We start from the raw sequence: 24,236 nt of genomic DNA, 5'->3' as shown, positions 1-24,236 counted from the left end.
GGCCGCAGATAGAGCAGATCGTAACCGTTGCGACAATCTCCGAGCGCGGCCGGAGCAGCGCGGAAGCTCAGCGGCCGCCGCCGGTGATCTTGGCGATCTCGCGCGCGACGATCGATTCGACGAGTCCAGGCAAATTGGCGTCGAGCCATTCGCGCAGCATCGGCCGCAGCATCTCGCGCACCAGTCCCTCCAGCGTGCCGTCGCTGTCCGGCTCGGGCTTCACCAGCAGGCGCGAGAGCGCGTCGAGCGCGCCGCGAGTCGCTTGCGCGGTTTCCTGCGACACGATCGCTTCCGGCGCGCGCGGCGCGGCGGCGGAAGGCGCCGGCTCGGACGGGATCGGCACCGGGTGGCTCAGTTCCAGCACCTCGTCCGCCTCATCGTCGGGGGCGGGCGGCGGAACGACCGAAGGCACGGGGCGAATCGAGGCGCGGCGCGAGCGCTGGACGCCCTCTCCCTCCTCGGCGATGATCCGCTTGATCGAGGACAGGATGTCCTCCATCGACGGCTCGGCGCTAGCGTCCCCCATACGCGACGTTCCACCATTGCTTCGCGAACGCGCCGGATTAGCGGTTCGGTGTATGCTCACCTGTGGTTAAGGGAGCGCTTCTGTCAACAGCCGTGTCCAGTTCCGGGTCGAGCGGACGCGTCACAGTGGCGCTTTGCGCGGGCACTTTCGCGGTGGTCGGCGCGATCGGCGACGGCGCCGGGCCGGTGGCGAAATCGGAGATGCGGTTCCTTACGGCGTCGTAATTGTCCGCCGGATTGTACAGCGGGCCGCCGTCCAGCCCCAGGTCGCGCGCCTCGGCGCGGCCCATCGCGGCGAGCAGCGCGAAGCCCGCGACATAAGCGTCGCGCCGCGCCGACACCAGCGTCACCTGGCTGTTGAGCAATTCCTGCTCGGCGTTGAGGATATCCAGGATCGTGCGGTTGCCGACGCTGTTCTCGGCGCGCACGCCCTCCAGCGACAGCCGATTCGCGCTCACCGCCGTCTCGGACGATTTGATGACCTCCTGCGCCGACCGCCACATGGCATAGGCCGAGCGGGTCTGCGCGATCACCTGCCGCTCGGCGGCAGTGGCGTTCTCGATCGCCTGCGAGCGCAGCGCCTGCGCCTGCCTGATCTGCGCCGCCGGACGGCCGCCCTGGAAGATCGGCAGCGACACGTTGAGGCCGATCGAGGTGGCCGCGCCATTCTGCCCGATGCCCAGCCCGGAGCCGGCGCCGAGCGAGCCGAGATAGCTGGTGTAATTCTCGCCGACGCCGACGCCGACGGTCGGCAGCCGGCTCGCCTGCGCCACCTTCACGTCGTAGCGCGTCGCGTCGCGCTGACGCCGCGAGGCGATCAGGTCGGGATTCTCCTGCAACGCCACGTCCACCGCCGAATCGGGCGACGCCGGCAAATTGGGCAGCGGCGGCGGCGGCTCGAGCGCGCCGGGCGCCTCGCCGACGAGCTGGACATAATTCTCGCGGCTGCCGATCAGACTGGCCTCCGCCCCCTGCAATTGCGCGCGGGCAAGGCTGAGCCGCGCCTCGGACTGGGCGACGTCGGTGCGGGTTAGGTCGCCGACCTGGAAACGGTCCTGCGCCGCCTTCAGGTTGGTTTCCAGCACCTTCACGTTCTGGGCGTTGAGGCTGACGATCGCCTCGTCGCGCAGCACGTTGTTATAGGCCGCGACGACATTGGTGAAGGTCGTCGCCTCCGTGCCCCGCAGGCCCGCCTGCCCCGCCGCGACGCGCGTTTCGGCCGCGCGGACGGAATTGCGCACCGCGCCGCCCGAGAAGACCGGCACGTTGAGCGAGATCCCGGTCTGGGCGATGCGCTCCGGAGTGGTGAAGGAATTGCCGGAGCGGATCAGGTTGTCGGTGATCGAGCCGGTGGCCGACACGCCCGGCCGCCCCGCCGCCCTGGCGATCGGCACGTTTTCGTCGGTCGCGCGCTGCTGGGCGCGGCCGGCGGTGATCGTGGGGTTGTCACGATAAGCCTTGGCCAGGGCATCGCGCAGCGTCTCGGCGGAAGCCGGCGCGGCAAGGATCGCGGCGACCGCGACGAGGGATGTGTAGCGGCCCAAAGGATACCTCAGAAGCTGAACCCGCGCCGCCGCGCGAACCCCGGCAGCACGACCGATTCGATATCGGCGAAGTCGGCGAGGCCGAAACCGCCGCCGGTGCGGCTGCCGCTCGCCAGCCGCGTCACGCCGCGATCGACCAGCCCGGTCGCGATGCGGCCGCCGTCGCGAAGCTGCGCGACCAGCGTGTCGGGCAGTTCCTCGATCGCGCCGTCGACGATCAGCACGTCATAGGGTGCGCCGGCGGCATGGCCCTGCTCCATCGGCCCCTCGACCGGTTCCACATTGCCGAGCCCGGCCAGCGTGGCGCGCGCGCGGGCGGCGAGGTCCGCGTCGCTCTCCACCGCGACGACATGCGCGACCAGTCCGGCGAGCACCGTCGCGGCATAACCGGTGGCGGCACCGATCAGCAGGACGCGGTCGGCGGGCCGGAGCCGCGCCTCGGTAAGCAGCCGCCCGGTCGCGATCGGCAGGTTCAGCGCGCGTCCGCCGCCCAGCGGGACGGCCGTGTCGCGATAGGCGAGCGGCGCCGCTTCCGACGGGACGAACCTCTCGCGCGCAACCCCGGTCATCGCGATCACGACGCGCGGATCGTTGACCGCGTTGGGGCGGAGCTGGCTCGCCACCATCGCGGTGCGCATCGCCTCGAATTCATTCGCCAAGGAAGGGGTCCCCATCATCACCATGCCCTGTTGCATAACTGTTTTACTGATTCAATACACTAATGCCTGCGCGCAGCTTGTATCGCGTCCCCCTCGCCACGCCAACAGTCGCGGCGCGCTTGACACGGCGCGGCCGCCGACGCATCTGCCCGCCTCCCGCATATCGAGGCCCGATGGCGGAGTGGTGACGCAGAGGACTGCAAATCCTTGCACCCGGGTTCGATTCCCGGTCGGGCCTCCATCCTTCCCCACGGACGCTTCCGATCGCCGGATTTTCGCCGGAACCGCATATCGCCGGATTTATCAGATACGGCTATCGCGAGTGCCTCGCAATAGCCGTTGCCCGTGCCCTGATGTCAGGCTAGGGGACGTTTCGTGACCGGTTCCGTTTCGCCTTCTCCCTCCCCCGCCCTGCGCGCGCCGCCACGACGGCGCTGGCGCACGTGGTGGCTGAAGCAGCTCCACACCTGGCATTGGGTGAGTGCCGCGCTCTCGTTGATCGGGATGTTGCTGTTCGCGATCACCGGGATCACGCTGAACCACGCCGCGACGATCAGCGCCTCGCCGGTGGTGACGCAGCGCGCGGGCGAGCTGCCGGCGCCGCTACGCGCCTCGCTCGCCCACTCGCCCGCCAATGACGCGCCGCTCCCCGCGCCGGTGGCCGCGGCGGTGCTGACGGCGGTCGGCCTCGATCCGGGCGCGCGGGCGGGCGAGTGGTCCGACGACGAGGTCTATGTCGCGATGCCGCACCCCGGCGGCGACGCCTGGGTGAGCATCAATCGCGCGAGCGGGAAGATCACCGCCGAGGTCACCGATCGCGGCTGGATCTCTTACCTCAACGATCTCCACAAGGGCCGCAACGCCGGCGGGGCGTGGTTCTGGTTCATCGATGTGTTCGCGGGCGCCTGCATCCTGTTCACCCTTACCGGCCTGCTGCTGCTGCAACTCCACGCCCGCCACCGCCCGTCGACCTGGCCGCTGGTCGGCGCCGGGCTGGCCATTCCGGCGCTGATCGCCGTCCTGCTGATCCATTGAGAGGATATCCGATGCGTCCTGCCCTGATGCTTACTCTCGGCGGTGTGATAGCCGCCCCCGCCAGCGCCGGCACGATCACCGTCACCGTGCCGCGCCTGTCTGTCGCGGAATATCACAAACCGTATGTCGCGATCTGGCTGGAGCCGGCCGGGGGCGGCGCGGCGCGCACGCTGGCGGTTTGGTATGACGTGAAGAAGGGCGGCAACGAGCCGGGGACGAAGTGGCTGTCCGACCTGCGCGCATGGTGGCGCAAGGGCGGGCGCAGCCTGTCCATGCCGGCGAACGGGGTGAGCGGCGCGACCCGCGCGCCGGGCCAGTACCAGATTCCGTTGCCCGCCGATCTCAAGCCCGGCGCCTATGTGCTGAACGTCGAGGCCGCGCGCGAGACCGGCGGCCGCGAGATCGTCACCGTGCCGCTGACGGTGCCGGGAGCGAAGGGACGCGCCAGCGGCAGCCACGAGCTCGGCGCGATCGAAGTCCGTTAAGGGGAGCAAGACATGAACAAGCTGACCACCCGCCTGCTCGCCGCCGCAGCCCTGCTGTCGGTGCCGGCCGGGCTTTCCGCGCATCGCATGTGGCTACTGCCGTCGGGCACGGTCTTTTCCGGCACCGATAGCTGGGTGACGGTGGACAGCGCCGTCTCGAACGACCTGTTCTACGCCGATCACCAGCCTGGCCGGCTCGAATCGGTGAAGGTATGGCAGCCGGACGGCGCGGCCGGCGAGATCCAGAACTGCGCGACCGGGCGCTATCGCTCGGTGTTCGACGTGAAGCTCGACAAGCCGGGGACGTGGAAGATCGGCAGCGAGATGACCGGCTTCATGGGCAGCTTCAAGGCGGACGGCGTTGAAAAGCGCATCGGCCGGCGCGGCCCGCCGCAGCCCGGCGCGCCCGCGCCGCTGACGATCGACGATATCCCCGCCAACGCCACCGACGTGAAGGTGACGGAATCGCTGAGCCGCAACGAGATCTTCGTGACGGCGGGCGAGCCGACGACGACGGTGTTCAAGCCGACCGGCAAGGGGCTGGAGTTCGCGCCCGTCACGCACCCGGACGAGCTGGTCGCGGGCGAGCCGGCGCGCTTCCGCTTCCTGATCGACGGCAAGCCCGCGCCGGGCCTGAAGGTGACGGTGATCCCCGGCGGCAAACGCTACCGCAACGCCGAGGGCGCGGTGGAGCTGACCACCGGCAATGACGGCGTGGTGACGGTCAACTGGCCCAATGCCGGCATGTATTGGCTCAATGCGACCGCGACCGATGCCAAGGTCAGCAATCCCAGGGCGACCGAGCGGCGGATGAACTACACCACAACGCTCGAGGTGATGACCCCCTGACCCCGCGCATCGCGCTTCCCCCGGCGATCGACCCCGCCGTCCTCGCCGGGCACGACCGCACCGCGCCGGTGGTGACGCTGGAGGGCGAGACGATGGGGACGCGCTGGCGCGTCCTTGTCGCCGCGCCGCGCGGAAGCGATGTCGCCGGCGCCGAACGCGCGATCGTGACGCGGCTGGCGGGGCTGGTCGCGGAGATGAGCCATTGGGACGACGGCTCGCTGCTCAGCCGCTTCAATCGCGCGCCACCCGGCGAATGGATCGCGCTGCCGCCCGATTTCGCGACGGTGATCGCGCGCGCGCTGACCATTGCCGAAGCGAGCGGCGGCGCCTTCGATCCGGCGATCGGCCGGCTGGTGGACCTGTGGGGCTTCGGCCCGCCGGGACCGCGCGCCCCGCCCGATGAGGCGGCGATCGCGGCGGCGCGCGCCGGAAGCGGGTGGCGGCGGCTGGCATGGGAGGGTGCAACGCGGCGGCTGCGCCAGCCCGGCGGCCTCGCGCTCGACCTGTCCGGCATCGCCAAGGGGTATGCGGTGGATGCGGTGGCCGATCTGCTCGGCGCGCATGGGCTACGTCATGCGTTGGTCGAGATCGGGGGCGAACTGGCCGGACGTGGCATCCGCCCCGATGGCGAGCCGTGGTGGGTCGATCTGGAGAATCCGCCGGGCATGGCCCTGCCGCCGCTCCGTATCGCGCTCCACGGCCTCGCTGTCGCGACCTCGGGCAGCTACGTGCGCGGCGACCACAATATCGACCCGCGCACCGGGCGCCCGCCGGCCAATGGCGTGATCGCGGCGAGCGTCATCGCCGAAGCCGCGATCGACGCCGATGCCTGGGCGAGCGCCTTCGCGGTACTGGGCGAAGCGGCCGCGCTGGCGCTGGCGGAGCGCCACGGCATCGCCGCGCGGGTCGTCCTCGACGGCGGCGCGGAGCGACTCAGCCCCGCCCTGCTGGCGATGCTGGAGGACTGACGTTCCATCCGCCGCCGAGCGCACGGATAAGCCCGACCTGCGCCTGCACGCGGCGCGTCTCCAGAGACAGCGCGCGCTGCTCCAGATCGAGCGCGCTGGCCTGCGCCGTCACCACGTCGAGATAGGTCGCCGCGCCCTTCACATAACGGTTGAGCGCGATGCGCTGCGCCTGCCCGGCATCGGCCGCCGCCCTGTTCTCGTCCGTCTGCGCCACGGCGAGGCGATCGGACAGGACGAGTTGATCCTCGACGTCCTGGAACGCCCGCAGCACCAATCCGCGATATCTCGCGGTCGCCTCCGCCCAGCCGGCCTTCGCCTCCGCCAGCTTCGCGTGCCGCCGCCCGCCCTCGAACAGGTTGAGGATCGCCGCCGGGCCGACCGACCAGAACAGGTTCGGCGCGGAGATCAGCCCGGCGAGCGCGGTGCTCTGGAAGCCGCCCGCGCCGCCGAGGATGATCGAGGGGAAGAAGGCGGCCTTCGCCACGCCGATCTCGGCATTGGCGGCGGCCACCTCGCGCTCGGCGGCGGCGATGTCGGGACGGCGCTCAAGCAAGGTGGAGGGCAGGCCCGCCGGCGTCGCGGGGATGGCGAAGCGCATGTCGGCGGGCGCGAGCGTGAAGTCCGATGCCGGCGTGCCCGTCAGGCTGGCGATGGCATGTTCGGTCAGCGCGCGCGCGGAGCGCAGATCCTCCACCTGCGCCCGCGCGCCCTCCAGCAGCGAGCCGGCCCGCGCGGTATCGACGCCCGAGGCGATCCCGCCCCTGAAGCGCCGTTCGACCAGGGCGTCAGCCTCCCGGAACCCATCGACCGTGCGGGCGAGCAGGGCAAGCTGCCGATCCTGCCCGCGCAACCGCACGTAATCGAGCGCGAGCTGCGCCTGCAGGCTGAGCCGCACATCGGCGAGCATGTCGCCGCTCGCCTCCATCCGCGCCTTGCCGGCCGCGACCGAGCTGCGCACCCTGCCCCACAGATCGGGATCGAGCGAGATGCCGCCGCCGACCGTCTCCGCGCCATAGAGGTCCGGCTGGTTCGATCCGCGCAGCGGGCGATTGTCGGACTGGCGGTTGGCGGTGAGGTTCGTGCCCAGCCCGATCTGCGGGAACAGGCCGGACCGCGCCTCGCGCACATAGGCGCTCGCCTGATCGTAGCGTGCCAGCGCTTCCGCCAGCGTGGGATTGGCGGCGGCGAGTTGCTCCTCCAGCCGATCGAGCTGCGGATCGCCCAGCAGCGTCCACCATTTCGCCGGCAAGGCGGCGGGCGCGGCTGGCTTCCACGTCGCATCCTCCTTGTAATGCGCGGGGACCGCCGCCGTCGGGGGCCGGTAGGCCGGGGCCATTGAACAGCCCCCGACCGCGCAGGCCAGGGCGGCGATCGCGCCGAACCGACGTTTAGCCACGCGCGGCCCCCACGCGCACCAGTTCACCCTCGGCGAGCGAATCCGGCGGGTTGTCGACGATCCGCTCGCCCGTGCGCAGGCCGGAGAGGATCTGCACCGTCTGTCCCTTGTCCAGCCCGATCTGCACGCGGCGCAGATGGATGCGGCCGTTCGGATCGACCGTCGCCACCTCGCTGCCCGCCGAGCGGAACAGCAGCACGCTCGACGGCACCTCGACGCCGCCCGCCTGCCCCGGCAGGTCGAACGACACCTGCGCGAAGCCGCCCGGCTTCAGCAGGTCGCCGGGATTGTCCGCCTGCAATTCGACCTGGAACGCGCCGGTCTGCGCATCCACCGCGCCGGACGTGCCGGTGACGTGCGCCGGGAACCTGCGCCCCGGAAAGGCGGGAACGCCGAGCGTCGCCGCCATGCCCGGCTTCACCGTCGCCGAATAGGATTGCGGCACGCTGATATAGACGCGGATGCGCCGGGTGTCGGCGACGGCGAACATCGGCTGTTGCGTGCCCCCGTTGCCGGGGCCGACGAGATCGCCGATATCCACGTTGCGCGCCGTCACCGTGCCGGCGAAGGGCGCGCGGACCACCGCGAAGGACTTCATCGCCTCCAGGCGGCCGAGCGCGGCCTGCGCCTCGCGCACGGCGGCGACCTTCACCGCGAGGTCGCCGTTCTTCTCGTCCGCCTCCTGCTTCGAGACGGAAGCGGTGGTGAGCAGGTCATTCCACCGCGCCGCCGTGCTGCGCGCCAGCCCGGCATGGGCCTTGGCGCTGGCGAGCGCGGCGCGCGCCTCGACGATCTGCTGGTCCAGCTCCGGCGTGTCGATCGTGCCGAGCGGCGTTCCCGCCCCCACCGTCGCGCCGATATCCTTCGACCAGCCGCGCACGTAGCCGCTGACGCGCGCATAGAGCTTCGCCGCGTTCCACGCCTCCATCGTGCCCGGCAGCTCCAGGGCGTTCGATGCCGCCCCGCCTTTCGCCGCGATCAGGTGGACGGTCGGGATCGACTGCGCGTCCGAGATGCGCGTCGCCGCCTGTACATCATGGCCGCGGGTGAAGGCGCCGGCCGCGACCACGCCCGCCGCGACCAGCGCGGCGATGATGCCGGCCTGCTTCAGCCCGCGCGGGGCGGCGGCGGTGGAGGGAGCGTCAGGCATGGATCGGTTCTCCGGTGGGTTCGGGCGTGGCCGGCGCGTGCTGCTTGCGGCCGTGGGCGATGGCGAAGACGACGGGGACGAAGACGAGAGTGGCGATCGTCGCGCAGATCAGCCCGCCGATCACCGCGCGGCCGAGCGGGGCGTTCTGCTCGCCGCCCTCGCCCAGCCCCAGCGCCATCGGGGCCATGCCGATGATCATCGCCAGCGCGGTCATCAGCACCGGGCGGAAGCGGGTCGCGCCAGCCTCCGCCGCCGCGCGCAAGGCATTGCCGCCGGCGCGCAGCCGCTCCCGGGCGAAGCTCACCACCAACACGCTGTTGGCGGTCGCCACGCCCATGCACATGATCGCGCCGGTCAGCGCCGGGACGCTGAGCGGAGTATGCGTCGCGAACAGCATCCACACGATCCCGGCGAGCGCGGCGGGCAAGGCGGTGACGATCACGAACGGATCGAGCCAGCTCTGGAAGTTCACGACGATCAACAGGTAGATCAGCACGATCGCCCCGGCGAGGCCGATCAGCAGGCCGGTGAAGGCGGTGTTCATCGTCTCCACCTGCCCGCGCAACGCCACCCGCGCGCCCTTGGGCAGCGCGCCCTGCGTATCTTTCAGCACCTTCTGGATATCACCCGCCACCGCGCCGAGATCGCGGCCCTGCGTCGTCGCATAGACGTCGTACACCGGCTGCACCGCATAGTGCGACACCACCGCCGGGCTGGCCTCGCGATGCAGCGTGCCGAGCCCGCCGAGCAGCTGGAACGTCCCCGGCTTCGTGCCGGACACGGGCAGATTGTCGAGCTGCGACAGGCTCTCGGTGCGATATTGCGGCGCCTGCACCACGATCGGATAGGACACGCCGTTCTTCGGGTTGAGCCAGAAGGTCGGCGCGACCTGGAAGCTGCCGGCGAGGTCGACCGACAGGTTGCGGGTCACGTCATTCTCGGTGATGCCGACGCGATCGGCCTGCGCGCGATCCACGTCGAAGCCGAATTCGGGATAATTGTCCGCCTGCTGCACGCGCACGTCGGCGATGCCGGGGATGCGGCCGAGCCGGGCCGCGAGCATCCGGGCATAGGCCGCGCCGCCCTTGGTGTCCGGCCCGGCGATCTGCACGTCGATCGGGGCCGGCGCGCCGAAGTTCAGGATCTGGCTGACGATGTCGGCGGGCAGGAAGGAGAAGGTCGATCCGGGGAAGGCCGCGGGCAGCACCTGGCGCAAGGTGCGGACGTAGCCGGCGGTCGGCGCATGCCCCTCCTTCAGCGTGATCATGATGTCGCCGTCCTGCGGGCCGACGCCGCCGGTGTTGGAATAGGCGCGGTTGATGCCGCTGACCGGCAGGCCGATGTTGTCGACGATCGAGCCGAGCTGCTCGGGCGGCACCACCTGGCGGATGCGGTCCTCGATATGGTCGAACAGCGCCGCCGTTTCCTCCAGCCGGGTGCCGACCGGCGCGCGGACATGGAGGTTGATCTCCCCCGAATCCACCGCCGGAAAGAAGTTGCGCCCCAGCATCGGCACCAGCGCGAACGACAGCAGCACCACGGCCATGAAGCCGATCACGAACGGCTTGCGCCGCCCGAGCGCGAACGCGAGCAACTCGACATACCAGGCGCGCACCCGCTCGAAGCGCGCCTCGAACCCGTGCTGGAAGCGGCGGAGGGGATTACGCGTCTGCGGCCGCCCGGCCTTGGCGTCGTGCGTCGCCATCACCTCGGCGGTGTGCGGCGTGGCGTGATCGCGCAGCAGGTAATTGCCCATCGTGGGCACGAGCGTGCGCGACAGCACGAACGAGGCGATCATCGCGAACACCACCGCCATCGCCATCGGCGCGAACAGGAACCCCGCCACACCCGGCAGGAAGAACATCGGCAGGAAAGCGATGCAGATGCACAGCAGCGAGACGAACGCCGGCCCGACGATCTGCTCCGCGCCGTCGAGGATCGACTGGCGCACCGATTTGCCCTGCTCGAGATGCCAGTTGATGTTCTCGATCGTGACGGTCGCGTCGTCGACGAGGATGCCGACCGCGAGCGCCAGCCCGCCGAGCGTCATGATGTTGAGCGTCTGCCCGAACGCCGCCAGCCCGGCGATCGCCGCGAGGATGGCGAGCGGGATCGACGCGGCGATGATGACGGTCGAGCGCCACGAGCCGAGGAACAGCAGGATCATCAGGCTGGTCAGCCCGGCGGCGATCATGCCTTCGCGCACCACGCCGGACACCGCCGCCTTCACGAACAGCGACTGGTCCGAGAGCAGGTCGATCTTCAGCGACGGCGGCAGCGTCTCGCGCAATTTGGGCAGCAGTGCCTTCGCCTGATCGACGATCGCGATGGTCGAGGCGGAGCCGCTTTTCAGCACCGTCATCAGCACCGCACGGCCGCCGTCGACGCGCACCTCGTTGCGCTGGGGCGGCGATCCGTCGCGGACGTGCGCGACATCGCCGATCGTCACCGTCGCGCCATCCACCGTCTTGATCGGCAGGCGGTTCAGGTCGTCGATCACCGAGGGGCTGTTGTTGAGCTTCAGATTATATTCGTACTGCCCGATCTTGGCGGTGCCGGCGGGGACGATCTGGTTCTGCGAAGCCAGCGCCGCCGCCACGTCGGTCGCGGAGAGGCGGTGCGCGGCGAGCGCGGCGGGGTCGAGATCGACCTGTATCTGCCGCTCCTTGCCGCCATAGGGCGACGGGATCGCCGCGCCCTGCACCGACGCCAGCGCGGGGCGGATGAAATTCTGCCCGAGATCGAAGATCTTCTGCTCGGAAAGCCCCGCGCCGGACAGCGCCAGTTGCAGGATCGGCACGGTCGAGGCGTTGTAGTTCAGCACCGTGGGCGGGGTGATGCCCGGCGGCATCTGCTTCAGCACGGTCTGCGAGGTCGCCGTCACCTGCGCGGTGGCGGTGCGGATATCGACGCCGGGGCGGAAGAAGATCTTCACCACGCCGATGCCGGCGAGCGACTGGCTCTCGATATGGTCGATATCGTTGACCGAGGAGGAAAGCTGGCGCTCGTAATAATAGATGACTCGCCCGGCCATGTCCTCCGGCGGCAGGCCGCGATAGGTCCACACCACGGCGATCACCGGGATCTTGATGTCGGGGAAGATGTCGGTCGGCGTGCGCAACGCCGCCGCGCCGCCGAACAGCAGGATCAGGATCGCAAGGACGACGAACGTATAAGGCTTGCTGAGCGCGATCTTGACGAGCTGGAGCATAAACGTCCCGTTGACCTAAAACAGTTGCCGGCGGCGCCATGACGAGGGGGGTGTCAGGGGGCGCCGCCGACGGGACCGGCCTAATCCTCCCGAAAGCGGGGATTGGCGAGTGAAATGAATTTCACCTTGGGCGGCGCTCATCCCGCCGGCTGGATGCGGGCGATCAGCCCGGGGCCGGCATAGAGCAATTCCAGCCGCAGCCCGTGAAGGCCGAGGATCGCGGACACCACGCTCAGCCCCAGCCCGGAACCGGGCGCGCCCGCCGCGTTGCTGCCGCGATGGAAGCGCCGCAGCACCGCCTCGCGCTCGTCGGCCGCGATGCCCGGCCCGTCGTCGCGCACGTCGAGCAGCCAGTCCTCGTCCCCGCCGCCGGTGACGACGGACACATGACCGCCCTCGCGCCCGAACTTGATCGCATTGTCGACGAGGTTGCTGACCGCCTCGAACAATAGCTTCTCGTCGCCGTGGAAGGGCAGCGGCGCGCAATCGATGACGAGCGCGATGCCGCTGTCCTCGGCCAGCGGCTCGTACAATTCCCCCACCCGCGCCGCGATCGCGCCGAGATCGACCGAGGCGAAGCCGGCGCGGCGCTGCCCCGCCTCCAGCTCGGAGATGCGCAGCAGCGCGGCGAACCGCTCCAGCACGGTATCGAGATCGACCACCGCCGACTCGAGCCGCTCGCGCTGGCCGGGCGACAGGGCATCGTCCTGCGCGATGCGATGCAGGCCGGCGCGCACGCGGGTCAGCGGGGTGCGCAGGTCATGCGCGATCGCGTCGGTCACGCCCTTCACCTGCGCGATGGTCCGCGCGACGTCCTCGACCATCGCGTTCACGGTATCGGCGAACAGGTCCAGCTCGTCGTGCCGCCCGGCGATCGGCATCCGCAGCGCGAGGTCGCCCGCCGCGATCGCCCGGCTGGCCGCCTGGAGATCGCGCACCCGGCGCAGCGGACCGATGCTGAGGCCGATCGCGGTGAGGCCGACGCCGAGCACGATGGCAAGGCCGCTCCACACCAATATCTCCAGCATCCTGAGGCGCAGGTCGCGGATCTGGCTGATGTCGCGCCCGACCAGCAATGTCTCGCCGTTCGGGGTGCGGCGAGCGAGCAGGCGGATCGGCCCGATCCCGCCGCCGGCGTCCTCCACGTCGACCGGCCGGTCATATCCCTTCGCCGGCATCGTGGAGAGCTTGCCGGCGATCGTCTCCCCGTCGCCGCTTATGAGGCCGAAGAAGTTCAGCCCCGGCTCGTCGCGCGCATTCTCTTGCCGGATGCGGTCGGGCAGCGCCTCGGCCGGCGTCGCCAGCACCTGCGCGGCAAGGTCCGCGAGGATGCGGTCGCTGCGGCTGGTCAGCTCCCGCGCGGTCAGCAGGTAGATCGCGCCGAGCAGCAGCACGATGCCGGCGGCGAAGGTCACGCCGAGCATCGCCGTCAGGCGGAAGGCGCTGGTGCGCCGGATGTCCGCGAAGCGCAGCCGGTCAGCGAGCATCAAGGCGATAGCCCTCGCCCTTCACGGTCGCGATCGCCGATGGCGCGCCGGGCCGGTCGAGCTTCTTGCGCAGCCGCGCGATATGGACGTTGATGAGGTTCGCGCCGGGATCGAAATAATAGCCCCAGACCTGCTCGAAGATGATGCGGCGGCTCACCGTCTCGCCCTGGTTGCGCATCAGGAATTCGAGCAGGCGGAATTCCATGTGCAGCAGCCGCACCGGCTCGCCCGCGACGGTGGCGGTGCGGCGCGTGAGGTCCAGCTCGATATCGCCGGCGCGCAGCACCATCACGCCGGCCTGCTCGCGGCGGCGGCGGATCAGCACCTCGACGCGCATCGCCATCTCGTTGGGGGCGAAGGGCTTCACGAGATAATCGTCACCCCCGGCGCGCAGCCCGGCGATCCGCTCGTCCACGTCGCTCAGCGCGCTGATCATCAGCACCGGCACGTCGACGCGGCGCTGGCGCAGGCTGGCGACCACCTCCAGCCCGTCCAGCCCCGGCAGCATCCGGTCGAGCGTGATGGCGTCGAACGCCTCGCGGGTGGCGCGCTCCAGCCCCGCCGCGCCGTCCGCCGCGATCAGCACGTCATGGCCGTGCGCGGACAGTTCCGCCGCGATCTCGCGCGCGGTGCTCTCGTCGTCCTCGATCACCAGGATGCGGGCCATCGCGGCGACGATAGCGCGCTGCGGGCCGGTCAGACCAGCCGGCTCTGCTTGACCGCCGCCTCGATGAAGCTGGCGAACAGCGGATGCGGGTCAAACGGCTTGGATTTCAGCTCCGGGTGGAACTGGACGCCGATGAACCACGGATGGTCCGGCCGCTCGACGATCTCCGGCAGCGTCCCGTCCGGCGACATGCCGGAGAAGACCAGCCCGCCCTGCTCCAGCACGTCGCGATAGCCGGTGTTCACCTCGTAGCGATGGCGATGCCGCTCGCTGATCGTGTCCGAGCCGTAGATCGAGGCGACGCGGCTGTTGCCGCCAAGGCTCGCCTCATAGGCGCCGAGCCGCATCGTGCCGCCCATGTCGCCGCTCGCCTCGCGCTTCTCCAGCCCGTCGCGGCCCATCCATTCGGTGATGAGGCCGACCACCGGCTCGTCGGTCGGGCCGAACTCGGTGGACGAGGCGCCGGCGATCCCGCCAAGATCGCGCGCGCCCTCGATGCACGCCATTTGCATCCCGAAGCAGATGCCGAAATAGGGAATCTCGCGCTCGCGGGCGAAGCGCACGCTGGCGATCTTGCCCTCCGCGCCGCGCTCCCCGAACGCGCCGGGGACGAGGATCGCGTGGCACGGCTCCAGATGTGCGGCGATCGCCGCGTCCTCGCCCTCGAACAGCTCCGCGTCGATCCAGCGGATGTTGACCTTCACGCGATTCGCGATCCCGCCATGCACCAGCGCCTCGTTGAGCGACTTGTAGGCGTCCTGAAGCCCGACATATTTGCCGACCACGCCGATCGTCACCTCGCCCTCAGGATTGGTCAGGCGATCGACGATCTCTTCCCAGCGCGTGAGGTCCGGCGGCGAGGACGGCGTGATGCCGAAGGCACGCAGCACCTCCGAATCCAGCCCCTCGGCGTGATACTGGAGCGGCACGGCATAGATGCTCCTGGCATCCAGCGCCGGGATGACGGCGGATTCGGGGACGTTGCAGAACAGCGCGATCTTGGCCCGCTCGCCCGCCGGCAGCGGCTGCTCGCAGCGGCAGACCAGCACGTCGGGCTGCACGCCCAGCGCGGCCAGCTCGCGCACCGAATGCTGCGTCGGCTTGGTCTTAAGCTCGCCCGCCGCCGCGATATAGGGCACCAAAGTGACGTGGATCGAGATGGCGTTGCCGCGTCCCACCTCGTTCTTGAGCTGGCGAATCGATTCGATGAATGGCAGCGATTCGATATCGCCCACCGTGCCGCCGATCTCGCACAGCACGAAATCGAGGTCGTCCGTCTCGGCCCGCGCGAATTCCTTGATCGCGTCGGTGACGTGCGGGATCACCTGCACGGTGGCGCCGAGATAGTCGCCGCGCCGCTCGCGCTGGATGATCTGCTGGTAGATCCGGCCGGAAGTGATGTTGTCGCTCTGCCGCGCGGCGACCCCGGTGAAACGCTCGTAATGGCCGAGGTCGAGGTCGGTCTCCGCCCCGTCGTCGGTGACATAGACCTCACCGTGCTGATAAGGACTCATCGTCCCCGGATCGACGTTGAGGTAGGGATCGAACTTGCGGATGCGCACGCGATAGCCGCGCGCCTGGAGCAGCGCCGCGAGCGATGCCGCCATGAGACCCTTGCCGAGCGAGGAGACCACGCCGCCGGTGATGAAAATGAACCGCGCCATGGGAGATAACGCTTAGCCTCGAAACAATGAAAACGACAAGCGCCCGCAACCACGCGGGCGCGACAAAATCCGGCGAACCGTTAAAAAGTCAGCGCGCCAGCGGCACGCCGTTGTCGGCGGGCGGGGCGGCCGGCGCGGTATCGACCGGCTGCTGCGGCTGGGGCGCCGCCGCCGGCGCGGTCACCGGCGCGCGTTGCAGCGACGTGTCGACCGAGGTGGAGCTGCGCGTCGCCGAGATCACCGCCAGCACGATCGACATCAGCACGAACAACGTGGCGAGCACCGCCGTCGAGCGCGTCAGGAAATCGGCCGCGCCGCGCGCCGACATCAGCCCCGCCGGGCTGCCGCCGGACGTAAGCCCCCCGCCCTCCGACCGCTGCATCAGGATCACCGTCACCAGCGCGGCGGCGATGATGGCATGGACGACGAGGAGAAAGGTGAACATCGATCTTCCGGAATGGGCCTGTCTGGCGAACCGGCGGGGACATAGGCGAGCCGCCCCGCAACATCAACCGGGGGTTATTCGTGACACCCCTGAAACCACTGCCCCGCTCCGGCGTTGACGGCGCATGGAAGCTCCGTTCCCGACTTCTTCGTATCGGAATGTCCCTGTGCCGAGTCTGTCCAAGCGTGCGTTGAGTTCGTGGATGAACACCCTGGTCGATTATGTCCGGTCCGGCGAACCGGATCTGACCAACCGCCAGATGGCCCTTCTGCTGGTGGTCTATCTCCTGCCGGGGCCGCATACCGTCCGCGGACTCGCGCAAAATCTGAACGTCTCGAAACCCGTCATCACGCGCGCCTTGAACAGACTGGGCGCGCTCGGCTATCTGCGCCGCCAGCGCGACGACAGCGACAAGCGCAATATCTTTGTCGCGCAGACATCCGAAGGGGCAGATTTTCTTGAGGAGTTCGGCCAACTCATCGGCGAAGCAAGACGATCGCCAGCCAGAACGGGCGGGCGTGCCCAGGACCTTCGCCTTGACGGGGCGCTCGCGTCCGCTCGATCCGCTGACTAACGCGGTACGCCCGGACATCGCCGATGTCCGGCTCGCCGAATATGTCTTCGCCCCGCATTATGCCGCCGCCGTGCAGCGCATCCTCAGGGCCGCCACCACGTTGCGCGCCGCGCGCGCGGCCGATTCCGAAACGCTCGCGACGCTTGCCGCCGGCGAGCCGTTCGAGCTGCTCGACGTGACCGGCGATGACGGCTGGGGCATCGCCACGCGGCACGGGCTGGTCGGTTATCTCGATGCCGCCCTGCTGGGGCAGCCGGAATGAGCGCGAGCGTCTTCATCGACGGCGCGGCCGGCACCACCGGCCTCGAGATCCGCGAGCGGCTGGAGGGGCGCGACGGCCTGTCGCTCGCCCTGCTCGACGAGGCGCGGCGCAAGGACCGCGCGGCGCGGCGCGAGGCGCTGAATGATGCCGATTTCGTCATCCTCTGCCTGCCCGACGACGCCGCGCGCGAGGCGGTGGCGCTGATCGACAATCCGCGCACCCGCGTGATCGACGCCTCCAGCGCGCATCGCGTGGCCGATGGCTGGACCTATGGCTTCCCGGAGTTGGGCTTCGACGTCGCCAGTGCGCGGCTCGTCTCGAATCCCGGCTGCTATCCCACCGGCTTCCTCGCCCTGGTCGCGCCACTGGTGCGCGCCGGGCTGGTGCCGGCCGACTGGCCGCTCAGCGTCAATGCCGTCTCGGGCTATTCGGGCGGCGGCAAGTCGCTGATCGAGCGGTTCGAGGGCGATGCGACGCTGGCATATCGCGATTACGGCTTCGGGCTGGCGCACAAGCATCTGCCGGAGATGCAGCGCCATGCCGGCCTCGCCCATGCGCCGATCTTCGCGCCGATGGTGATAAACGCGCTGCGCGGCATGGTGGTGGAGGTGCCGCTGCCGCTCGCGCTGCTGCCCGGCCGGCCGACGCGCGCGGCGATCGTCGATGCGCTGTCCGCCGCCTTCGCCGGCAGCCCGATCGTCACCGTGCATCACGACCAGCCCGACGAACTGCTCGTGCGGCAAGGCGCGGCGGGTAGCGACCGGCTCGATCTTTATGTCTTCACCGGCCCGGACGGCGCGCAGGCGCGGCTGGTCGCCTGCCTCGACAATCTCGGCAAGGGCGCGTCGGGCGCGGCGGTGCAGAACCTCAACCTGATGGCGGGGCTGGACCCGCTCGCCGGCCTCAACCTCTAGACCTTTCGGGAAAGACGATGCAGCGCAACCCGGTCTCCAAGCTCCTGCTGTTCGGCGCGACCGGCGATCTGGCGCAGCGGATGCTGCTGCCGTCGCTCTACGGCCTCCATGCCGACGGGCTGCTGCCGCAGGGGCTGGCCGTCATCGGCTCGGCGCGCTCGGACCTCGACGACAAGGGCTTCCGCCAGTTCGCCAAGAAGGCGCTGGACGAATTCCTCCCCGCCGACCGCAAGGACGAGAAGGCGCTGGGCAGCTTCCTCGATCGTCTCTCCTATCAGCCGGCCGACCTCTCGAATGAAGAGACATTCAAGCCGCTCGCCGAGAAGGTCGGCGACGTCTCGGGCGGCCTCGCGATCTTCCTCTCCACCGCGCCTTCGCTGTTCGAGCCGGCGGTGAAGGGCCTCGAATCGGTCGGCCTCGCCGGGGAGACAGTGCGCATCGGGCTGGAAAAGCCGCTCGGCTACGACCTCGCCTCGAGCCGCGAGATCAACGACACGGTGGCGCGCGCCTTTCCCGAGGACCGCATCTTCCGCATCGACCATTATCTCGGCAAGGAGACGGTGCAGAACATCCTCGCGCTGCGTTTCGGCAATTCCTTCTTCGAGCCGGTATGGAACGCCCGCGGGATCGACAACGTGCAGATCACCGTCTCCGAGACGGTCGGGCTGGAGGATCGCGCGAGCTATTACGACGGCGCCGGCGCGCTGCGCGACATGGTGGCGAATCATATGCTCCAGCTCGTCGCGCTGATCGCAATGGAGCCGCCGGCGCGCTATGACACCAGCGCGATCCGCGACGAGAAGGCCAAGGTGTTCCGCTCGCTGCGCCAGATGAAGCCGGAGGAAGTGCCGCAGAACACGGTGATCGGCCAGTATCTCGGCGGCGCGGTTAACGGCCAGATCGTAAAGGGTTACGACGAGGAGCTAGGGCGCGATTCGAATACCGAGACGTTCGTCGCGATCAAGGCGCATGTCGACAACTGGCGCTGGCAGGGCGTGCCGTTTTATTTGCGCACGGGCAAAAGGATGCCGGTGCGCCGCTCCGAGATCGCGATCCAGTTCAAGCCGGTGCCGCATTCGATGTTCGCCGGGCGCGGCGGGCTGCTCCAGCCGAACATGCTCATCATCCGCTTGCAGCCTGAGGAATATATCCAGCTTCTCGTCATGGCGAAGGAGCCGGGGCTGGACCGCGACGGCATCCGCCTGCGGGAGGTGCCGCTGAACCTCAGCCTCGACGCCGAGTTCGCCGGCACACGCCGCCGCATCGCCTATGAGCGGCTGCTGCTCGACCTGATCGAGGGCGACCAGACCCTGTTCGTCCGCCGCGACGAGGTGGAGGCACAATGGACGTGGATCGACGCGATCCGCGCCGGCTGGGCGGCGAACGACATGAAGCCCAAACATTATCCGGCCGGCACCTGGGGACCGTCCGCCGCGATCGCGCTGACCGAGCGCGACGGCGTGACCTGGCAGGACGATTGAAACCGCGGCACAGCCGCCGCTACGGGAAACGACATGAGCGACGAGATCGAATGGTGGGACTATGACGACGCGGCCGAGATGGCCGAGGCCATCGCGGGGGATATCGGCTTCATCATCGACAGCGCGATCGAAGCGCGCGGCGCGGCGGTGATCGCGCTGGCCGGCGGCAAGACGCCGGTGCCGGTCTATGAAAAGCTCGCCGCCGCCAAGCTGGACTGGAAGCGCGTGACGATCGTGCCGACCGACGAGCGCATCGTGCCGCTGGGCGACCCGCTGTCGAACGTCACGATGATCGGCAAGACCTTCATCCCCAAGGGCGCGCGGGTGATACCGATCGTCCCCAAGGCTGTGGACGACTACAAGGCCGCCGGGCGCTCGGCCGACGCGCTAATGCAGGACCTGCACTGGCCGCTCGACCTGTGCCTGTTGGGCGTCGGCGCGGACGGGCATACCGCCTCGATCTTCCCCGGCCCGGATTATGACGAGGCATTGAACGGCCCGCGCGAGCGTCGCGCCTTGGGCGTGATGCCCGATCCGCTGCCGAGCGAAGCGCCGGTCCCCCGCGTCACCCTCTCTCGGCAGGGCATCGTCACCGCCCGCGCGCTGATGATCGCGGTGACGGGCGGCGCCAAGCGGAAGGTGATCGAGGACGCGATCGCGAAGGGTGCCGGTTCGCCCTATCCGATCGGGCGCGTGCTGGCGGACGCGGAGTTGCCGGTCGATATCCACTGGGCGCCGTAGGCTGGCCGCATGAACCCGATCGTCAGCGCCGTCACGGATCGTATCATCGAGCGCAGCCGGGAGAGCCGCGCCCGTTACCTCGCGCTGCTCGATCGCCAGCGGGAGATATGGATCGGCCGCCCGTCGCTGGGCTGCGCCAACCTCGCCCACGCCTATGCCGGCACGCCGGAGGACCGCGAGGCGATGAAGGCCGGCGGCGGCATGAACATCGGCATCGTCACCGCCTATAACGACATGCTTTCCGCCCACGCGGTCTATTACCGCTACCCGGAGCTGATGAAGCTCTGGGCGCGCGAGGTGGGCGCGACGGCGCAGGTGGCGGGTGGCGTGCCCGCGATGTGCGACGGCGTGACGCAGGGCTATCCGGGGATGGAGCTGTCGCTGTTCAGCCGCGACACGATCGCGCTGGCGACCACCGTCGCGCTCTCCCACGGCACGTTCGAGGGCGCGCTACTGCTCGGCATCTGCGACAAGATCGTGCCGGGGCTGCTGATGGGGGCGCTGCGCTTCGGCCACCTGCCGATGCTGCCGGTGCCCGGCGGCCCGATGCCCTCGGGCCTCGCCAACAAGGACAAGGCGGCGGTGCGTGAGCGCTACGCCACCGGCGACGCCTCGCGCGAGGAACTGCTCGACAGCGAGATCGCCGCCTATCACGATCGCGGCACCTGCACCTTCTACGGCACCGCCAACACCAACCAGATGATGATGGAGGTGATGGGGCTGCACATCCCCGGCGCGGCCTTCGTCAATCCGGGCACCAAGCTGCGGCAGGAGCTGACCCGCGCCGCCGTCCACCGCCTCGCCGGGCTGGGCTGGCGCGGCGCGGATTATCGCCCGCTGGGCGCGTGCGTCGACGAGCGCGCGATCGTCAACGCGGCGGTGGGGCTGCTCGCGACCGGCGGCTCGACCAACCACCTGCTCCACGTCCCCGCCATCGCGCGCGCGGCGGGGATCGTGATCGACTGGGAGGATTTTGACCGGCTATCCGCCGCCGTGCCGCTGATCGCGCGCGTCTATCCCAACGGATCGGCGGACGTGAACGCCTTCGAGGCGGCGGGCGGGATGCCGTTCGTGATCCGCGAGTTGATCGCCAGCGGCCACCTCCACGGCGATATCCTGACGGCTGGCGGCGAGACCTTGGCGGACGCCGCGCGCAAGCCCACGCTGGAGGACGATGCGCTGGTGTGGCGCGATCCGGGCGCGAGCGGGAATGAGACGATCCTGCGCTCCGCCGCCGCGCCCTTCTCGCCGGACGGCGGGATGCGCATCCTCGCCGGCAATATCGGCCGCGCCTGCATCAAGGTTTCCGCCGTCGAGCGTGAGCGCTGGATCGTCGAGGCCCCGGCGCGCGTGTTCCACGATCAGTCGGAGGTGCTCGACGCCTTCCGGCGCGGCGAGCTGGAGCGCGACGTGGTGGTCGTCGTCCGCTATCAGGGGCCGCGCGCCAACGGGATGCCGGAGCTGCACAAGCTGACACCCCCGCTCGGCGTGCTCCAGAACCGGGGCTTCCGTGTCGCGCTCGTCACCGACGGCCGCATGTCCGGCGCGAGCGGCAAGGTGCCGTGCGCGATCCACGTCTCGCCCGAGGCGCTGGGTGGCGGCGCGATCGGCCGCATCCGCGACGGCGACCTGATCCGGGTGGACGCGGTGGCGGGGACGCTCGACGCCCTCGTTGATCCGGCGGAATGGGCCGCGCGCGAGCAGGCCCCTGCCCCGCCCCCGGCAGAAGGGTTCGGGCGTGAATTGTTCGGCATGTTCCGTGGCTTGGCCGATGAAGCTGAAAAAGGCGCGAGCGCCATGCTCGCGGGCGCGGGGCTATAGGCGGTGGAGGTCGTAGCGGTCGATATCGGCGGCACCCATGCCCGCTTCGCCATCGCCGAAGTGGGGGGCGGCAAGGTGACGCGCCTCGCCGAGCCGGTGACGTTCAAGACGGCGGAACACGCCTCGCTGCAAACCGCGTGGCAGGCATTCGCCGCGACACTCGATCGCCCCCTGCCCCGCGCGGCGGCGCTCTCGATCGCCTCGCCGATCACCGGCGACGTAATCCGGCTGACCAACAATCCCTGGGTGATCCGCCCGTCGCTGATCCCCGAACGGCTCGGCGTCGATACCTATACGGTCATCAATGATTTCGGCGCCGTCGGCCATGCCGCGGCGCAATTGCCGCCCGACCAGTTCGAGCATCTCTGCGGCCCGGACGATCCGCTGCCGGCGGAGGGCGTCTCTACCGTCTGCGGCCCCGGCACCGGGCTGGGCGTGGCGCAGGTGCTGCGCACGCCGCATCGCTATCACGTCCTCGCCACCGAGGGCGGCCATATCGATTATGCCCCGCTCGACGCGATCGAGGACGCGCTGGTGAAGCGGCTGCGCGGCAGTTTTACGCGCGTTTCCGCCGAGCGCGTCTGCGCCGGGCCAGGCATCGTCGCGATCTACGAGACGCTGGCCGCGCTTGAAGGGCGAGCCGTCCCTGCGCGGGACGACAAGACGATCTGGCAGGAGGCACTGGAGGGCAGCGATCCGATCGCGCTCGCCGCGCTCGATCGCTTCTGCCTCGCGCTCGGCGCGGTGGCGGGCGATCTCGCGCTGGCGCATGGCGCGAAGGGGGTGGTGATCGCCGGGGGGCTTGGCCTCCGGATCAAGGACCGGCTGCTGCGCTCCGGCTTCGGGCACCGTTTCGTCGCCAAGGGGCGGTTCCAGTCTATGATGGCCGCCATCCCGGTAAAGCTCATCACCCACCCCCAGCCCGGCCTGTTCGGCGCCGCCGCCGCCTTCGCCCAGGAGCATAGCTGATGTCCGCCCCCCTTCCCGCGATCGACGCGATCATGCGCGCCAGCGCGGTCATTCCCGTGCTCGTCATCGACGATGCGGCGACGGCGCAACCGCTGGCCGAGGCGCTCGTCGCAGGCGGCCTGCGCGTGCTGGAGGTGACGCTACGCACCCCCGCCGCGCTCGACGCGATCCGCGCGATGAAGGAGGTGCCGGGCGCGATCGTCGGTGCCGGCACCGTCGTCTCCACCGAGCAGTTCGAACAGGTGATGGACGCAGGCGCAGAGTTCATCGTGTCCCCCGGCCTCACCGAGCGGCTCGCCCGACCGGTGATCGACAGCGGCGTCCCCTACCTCCCCGGCGTCGCGACCGCCGGCGACATCATGCGGGGGCTGGATCTGGGCCTTACCCGTTTCAAGTTCTTCCCCGCCGAAACCTCCGGCGGACTGAAGGCGCTGAAGGCGCTCGCCGCCCCCTTCCACCAGTGCCGCTTCTGCCCCACCGGCGGCATCACCGAAGCGAGCGCGCGTGACTGGCTGGCGTTCGATCGCGTGCTGTGCGTCGGCGGAAGCTGGGTGACGCCGGCCGGCGCAAGCATGGCGGAGGTGGAGTCCAAGGCGCGAGCAGCCGCAAGGTTGCGCGGCTGACTGTGCCAATATGGCACGGAATATCCCTGTGAATCATGGTTAATCGCGTGTAGAAAGCGCCGGAGGCGACTCAAAAAAACGGGCCGTGTCGCCTGATCTTGGCTTTGCAAAGGATCAGTCAGATGCGTGCTCTTTCGAAATTGATGTGTGGCGTCGCCCTGGCCGCCGCGCCCCTGGCCAGCCCGGCGTTCGCCGCCACCTCGGTCTATGTCGACGCACAGGCCAATATCTTCGCGGCGGGGCTTGGCTCGATACCATCGGCCGGGGGAGGCGCGGGCATATTGCCACCTTCGCTTGCGGTTTCCGGCGGACAGACGCTGACGATCACCGCCACGGGGCAGGCGGACCCCGGCGGCGGCTATGGCGCGCACGGGCCTGACGGTTTCTCGCTGACCTCGAACATCTCAAATGCGACCGGCTCCTCGATCGGCAATTTCAACGATCCCATGTCGCTGGCGCTGCTCGGCGTATTCACCGGCAGCGGCGCCGGGGTGGACACGATCTTCAAGATCGGCTCGGGTGGCACCTTCTCCGTGCCCACCGGCGCGACGATGTTCTATCTCGGCTTTGCCGATGCCTATGGCTTCCAGGGCACCTCGGGCTATTACGCCGACAACACCGGCGGCTTCACCGCGCTGGTTTCCGGCGCCGGCGGCGTGCCGGAGCCGGCGACATGGGCGATGATGATCGTGGGTTTCGGCATGGTCGGCGCTGGGCTGCGCATCCGTTTCCGCCGGGCCGCCACGGCCTGACCCCTGGACGCGTG

Annotated in this window: 23 protein-coding genes and 1 tRNA gene; 14 read left to right on the top strand and 10 right to left on the bottom strand. The window is 69.7% G+C overall.

The window, feature by feature from the left end; genetic code table 11:
- Positions 1–67 precede the first annotated feature (67 nt).
- From F9288_RS11685 to F9288_RS11675, 3 genes are read right to left on the bottom strand one after another with little or no spacing between them, the layout of a single operon-like run.
- A complete protein-coding gene (locus F9288_RS11685) occupies positions 68–526 on the bottom strand; it encodes a DUF2497 domain-containing protein (RefSeq protein WP_174836952.1) in 459 nt (152 codons plus the stop codon).
- A gap of 37 nt (positions 527–563) precedes the next feature.
- A complete protein-coding gene (locus F9288_RS11680; protein WP_254620853.1) occupies positions 564–2,069 on the bottom strand; it encodes a TolC family outer membrane protein in 1,506 nt (501 codons plus the stop codon).
- Between the two features lie 8 nt (positions 2,070–2,077).
- Positions 2,078–2,746 (bottom strand): protein-L-isoaspartate O-methyltransferase, encoded by a 669-nt coding sequence (locus F9288_RS11675; RefSeq protein ID WP_174836951.1) that lies wholly within the window; start codon positions 2,744–2,746, stop codon positions 2,078–2,080.
- Between the two features lie 149 nt (positions 2,747–2,895).
- On the opposite strand from F9288_RS11675, the gene F9288_RS11670 reads away from it, so the two are divergent.
- From F9288_RS11670 to F9288_RS11650, 5 genes are all read left to right on the top strand, one after another.
- Positions 2,896–2,969, top strand: a tRNA-Cys gene (locus F9288_RS11670).
- 170 nt (positions 2,970–3,139) lie between these two features.
- Positions 3,140–3,763, top strand: coding sequence for a PepSY-associated TM helix domain-containing protein (locus tag F9288_RS11665; protein WP_254621198.1), 624 nt, complete (start codon positions 3,140–3,142; stop codon positions 3,761–3,763).
- Between the two features lie 11 nt (positions 3,764–3,774).
- Complete coding sequence (locus F9288_RS11660; RefSeq protein ID WP_174836949.1) at positions 3,775–4,248, top strand: DUF2271 domain-containing protein; 474 nt, start codon at positions 3,775–3,777, stop codon at positions 4,246–4,248.
- 12 nt (positions 4,249–4,260) lie between these two features.
- On the top strand, positions 4,261–5,097 hold the full coding sequence (locus F9288_RS11655) for a DUF4198 domain-containing protein (RefSeq protein ID WP_174836948.1): 837 nt from the start codon (positions 4,261–4,263) through the stop codon (positions 5,095–5,097).
- A 92-nt stretch (positions 5,098–5,189) separates the two neighbouring features.
- Entirely contained in the window at positions 5,190–6,065 is an 876-nt protein-coding gene (locus F9288_RS11650; RefSeq protein ID WP_174839046.1) for an FAD:protein FMN transferase, read from the top strand.
- Here the strand turns inward: F9288_RS11650 and F9288_RS11645 are convergent.
- From F9288_RS11645 to secG, 7 genes are all read right to left on the bottom strand, one after another.
- Positions 6,031–7,461 (bottom strand): efflux transporter outer membrane subunit, encoded by a 1,431-nt coding sequence (locus F9288_RS11645; protein WP_302675296.1) that lies wholly within the window; start codon positions 7,459–7,461, stop codon positions 6,031–6,033. The genes F9288_RS11650 and F9288_RS11645 overlap by 35 nt on opposite strands.
- On the bottom strand, positions 7,454–8,611 hold the full coding sequence (locus F9288_RS11640; protein WP_174836947.1) for an efflux RND transporter periplasmic adaptor subunit: 1,158 nt from the start codon (positions 8,609–8,611) through the stop codon (positions 7,454–7,456). The genes F9288_RS11645 and F9288_RS11640 overlap by 8 nt, the downstream gene beginning before the upstream one ends.
- Positions 8,604–11,822, bottom strand: a complete 3,219-nt coding sequence (locus F9288_RS11635; RefSeq protein ID WP_174836946.1) for an efflux RND transporter permease subunit — start codon at positions 11,820–11,822, stop codon at positions 8,604–8,606. The genes F9288_RS11640 and F9288_RS11635 overlap by 8 nt, the downstream gene beginning before the upstream one ends.
- A gap of 137 nt (positions 11,823–11,959) precedes the next feature.
- On the bottom strand, positions 11,960–13,309 hold the full coding sequence (locus F9288_RS11630) for a HAMP domain-containing sensor histidine kinase (RefSeq protein WP_174839044.1): 1,350 nt from the start codon (positions 13,307–13,309) through the stop codon (positions 11,960–11,962).
- Entirely contained in the window at positions 13,299–13,976 is a 678-nt protein-coding gene (locus tag F9288_RS11625; protein ID WP_174836945.1) for a response regulator transcription factor, read from the bottom strand. The genes F9288_RS11630 and F9288_RS11625 overlap by 11 nt, the downstream gene beginning before the upstream one ends.
- 29 nt (positions 13,977–14,005) lie before the next feature.
- The gene (locus F9288_RS11620; protein ID WP_174836944.1) at positions 14,006–15,640 is read right to left on the bottom strand and encodes a CTP synthase; all 1,635 of its coding nucleotides are present in this window, start codon (positions 15,638–15,640) and stop codon (positions 14,006–14,008) included.
- An 88-nt stretch (positions 15,641–15,728) separates the two neighbouring features.
- A complete protein-coding gene (gene secG, locus F9288_RS11615; protein WP_174836943.1) occupies positions 15,729–16,085 on the bottom strand; it encodes a preprotein translocase subunit SecG in 357 nt (118 codons plus the stop codon).
- A 202-nt stretch (positions 16,086–16,287) separates the two neighbouring features.
- Here secG and F9288_RS11610 point away from each other — a divergent pair, with 202 nt between their 5' ends.
- The 9 genes from F9288_RS11610 (at position 16,288) to F9288_RS22170 (ending at position 24,222) form a co-directional block, all read left to right on the top strand.
- Positions 16,288–16,659 (top strand): MarR family transcriptional regulator, encoded by a 372-nt coding sequence (locus tag F9288_RS11610; RefSeq protein ID WP_174836942.1) that lies wholly within the window; start codon positions 16,288–16,290, stop codon positions 16,657–16,659.
- The gene (locus tag F9288_RS11605; protein ID WP_174836941.1) at positions 16,622–16,921 is read left to right on the top strand and encodes an SH3 domain-containing protein; all 300 of its coding nucleotides are present in this window, start codon (positions 16,622–16,624) and stop codon (positions 16,919–16,921) included. The genes F9288_RS11610 and F9288_RS11605 overlap by 38 nt, the downstream gene beginning before the upstream one ends.
- Positions 16,918–17,835, top strand: a complete 918-nt coding sequence (gene argC, locus F9288_RS11600) for an N-acetyl-gamma-glutamyl-phosphate reductase (protein ID WP_174836940.1) — start codon at positions 16,918–16,920, stop codon at positions 17,833–17,835. Before F9288_RS11605 ends, argC begins: the two co-directional genes overlap by 4 nt.
- Positions 17,836–17,852: 17 nt before the next feature.
- A complete protein-coding gene (zwf, locus tag F9288_RS11595) occupies positions 17,853–19,316 on the top strand; it encodes a glucose-6-phosphate dehydrogenase (RefSeq protein WP_174836939.1) in 1,464 nt (487 codons plus the stop codon).
- Positions 19,317–19,349: 33 nt separating this feature from the next.
- Positions 19,350–20,057: a 6-phosphogluconolactonase gene (gene pgl, locus F9288_RS11590; protein ID WP_174836938.1), complete on the top strand. Its 708-nt coding sequence runs from the start codon at positions 19,350–19,352 to the stop codon at positions 20,055–20,057.
- Between the two features lie 9 nt (positions 20,058–20,066).
- Complete coding sequence (gene edd / locus F9288_RS11585) at positions 20,067–21,878, top strand: phosphogluconate dehydratase (protein WP_174836937.1); 1,812 nt, start codon at positions 20,067–20,069, stop codon at positions 21,876–21,878.
- Between the two features lie 3 nt (positions 21,879–21,881).
- Positions 21,882–22,847, top strand: a complete 966-nt coding sequence (gene glk, locus F9288_RS11580; protein WP_174836936.1) for a glucokinase — start codon at positions 21,882–21,884, stop codon at positions 22,845–22,847.
- Positions 22,847–23,470: a bifunctional 4-hydroxy-2-oxoglutarate aldolase/2-dehydro-3-deoxy-phosphogluconate aldolase gene (gene eda / locus F9288_RS11575; protein ID WP_174836935.1), complete on the top strand. Its 624-nt coding sequence runs from the start codon at positions 22,847–22,849 to the stop codon at positions 23,468–23,470. The genes glk and eda overlap by 1 nt, the downstream gene beginning before the upstream one ends.
- A gap of 122 nt (positions 23,471–23,592) precedes the next feature.
- Positions 23,593–24,222, top strand: coding sequence for a PEPxxWA-CTERM sorting domain-containing protein (locus F9288_RS22170; protein ID WP_254620851.1), 630 nt, complete (start codon positions 23,593–23,595; stop codon positions 24,220–24,222).
- Positions 24,223–24,236: the final 14 nt, after the last annotated feature.

Source organism: Sphingomonas sp. CL5.1, from assembly GCF_013344685.1.
Classification (GTDB): domain Bacteria; phylum Pseudomonadota; class Alphaproteobacteria; order Sphingomonadales; family Sphingomonadaceae; genus Sphingomonas.
This window is presented reverse-complemented; position numbering and strand designations above follow the sequence as displayed.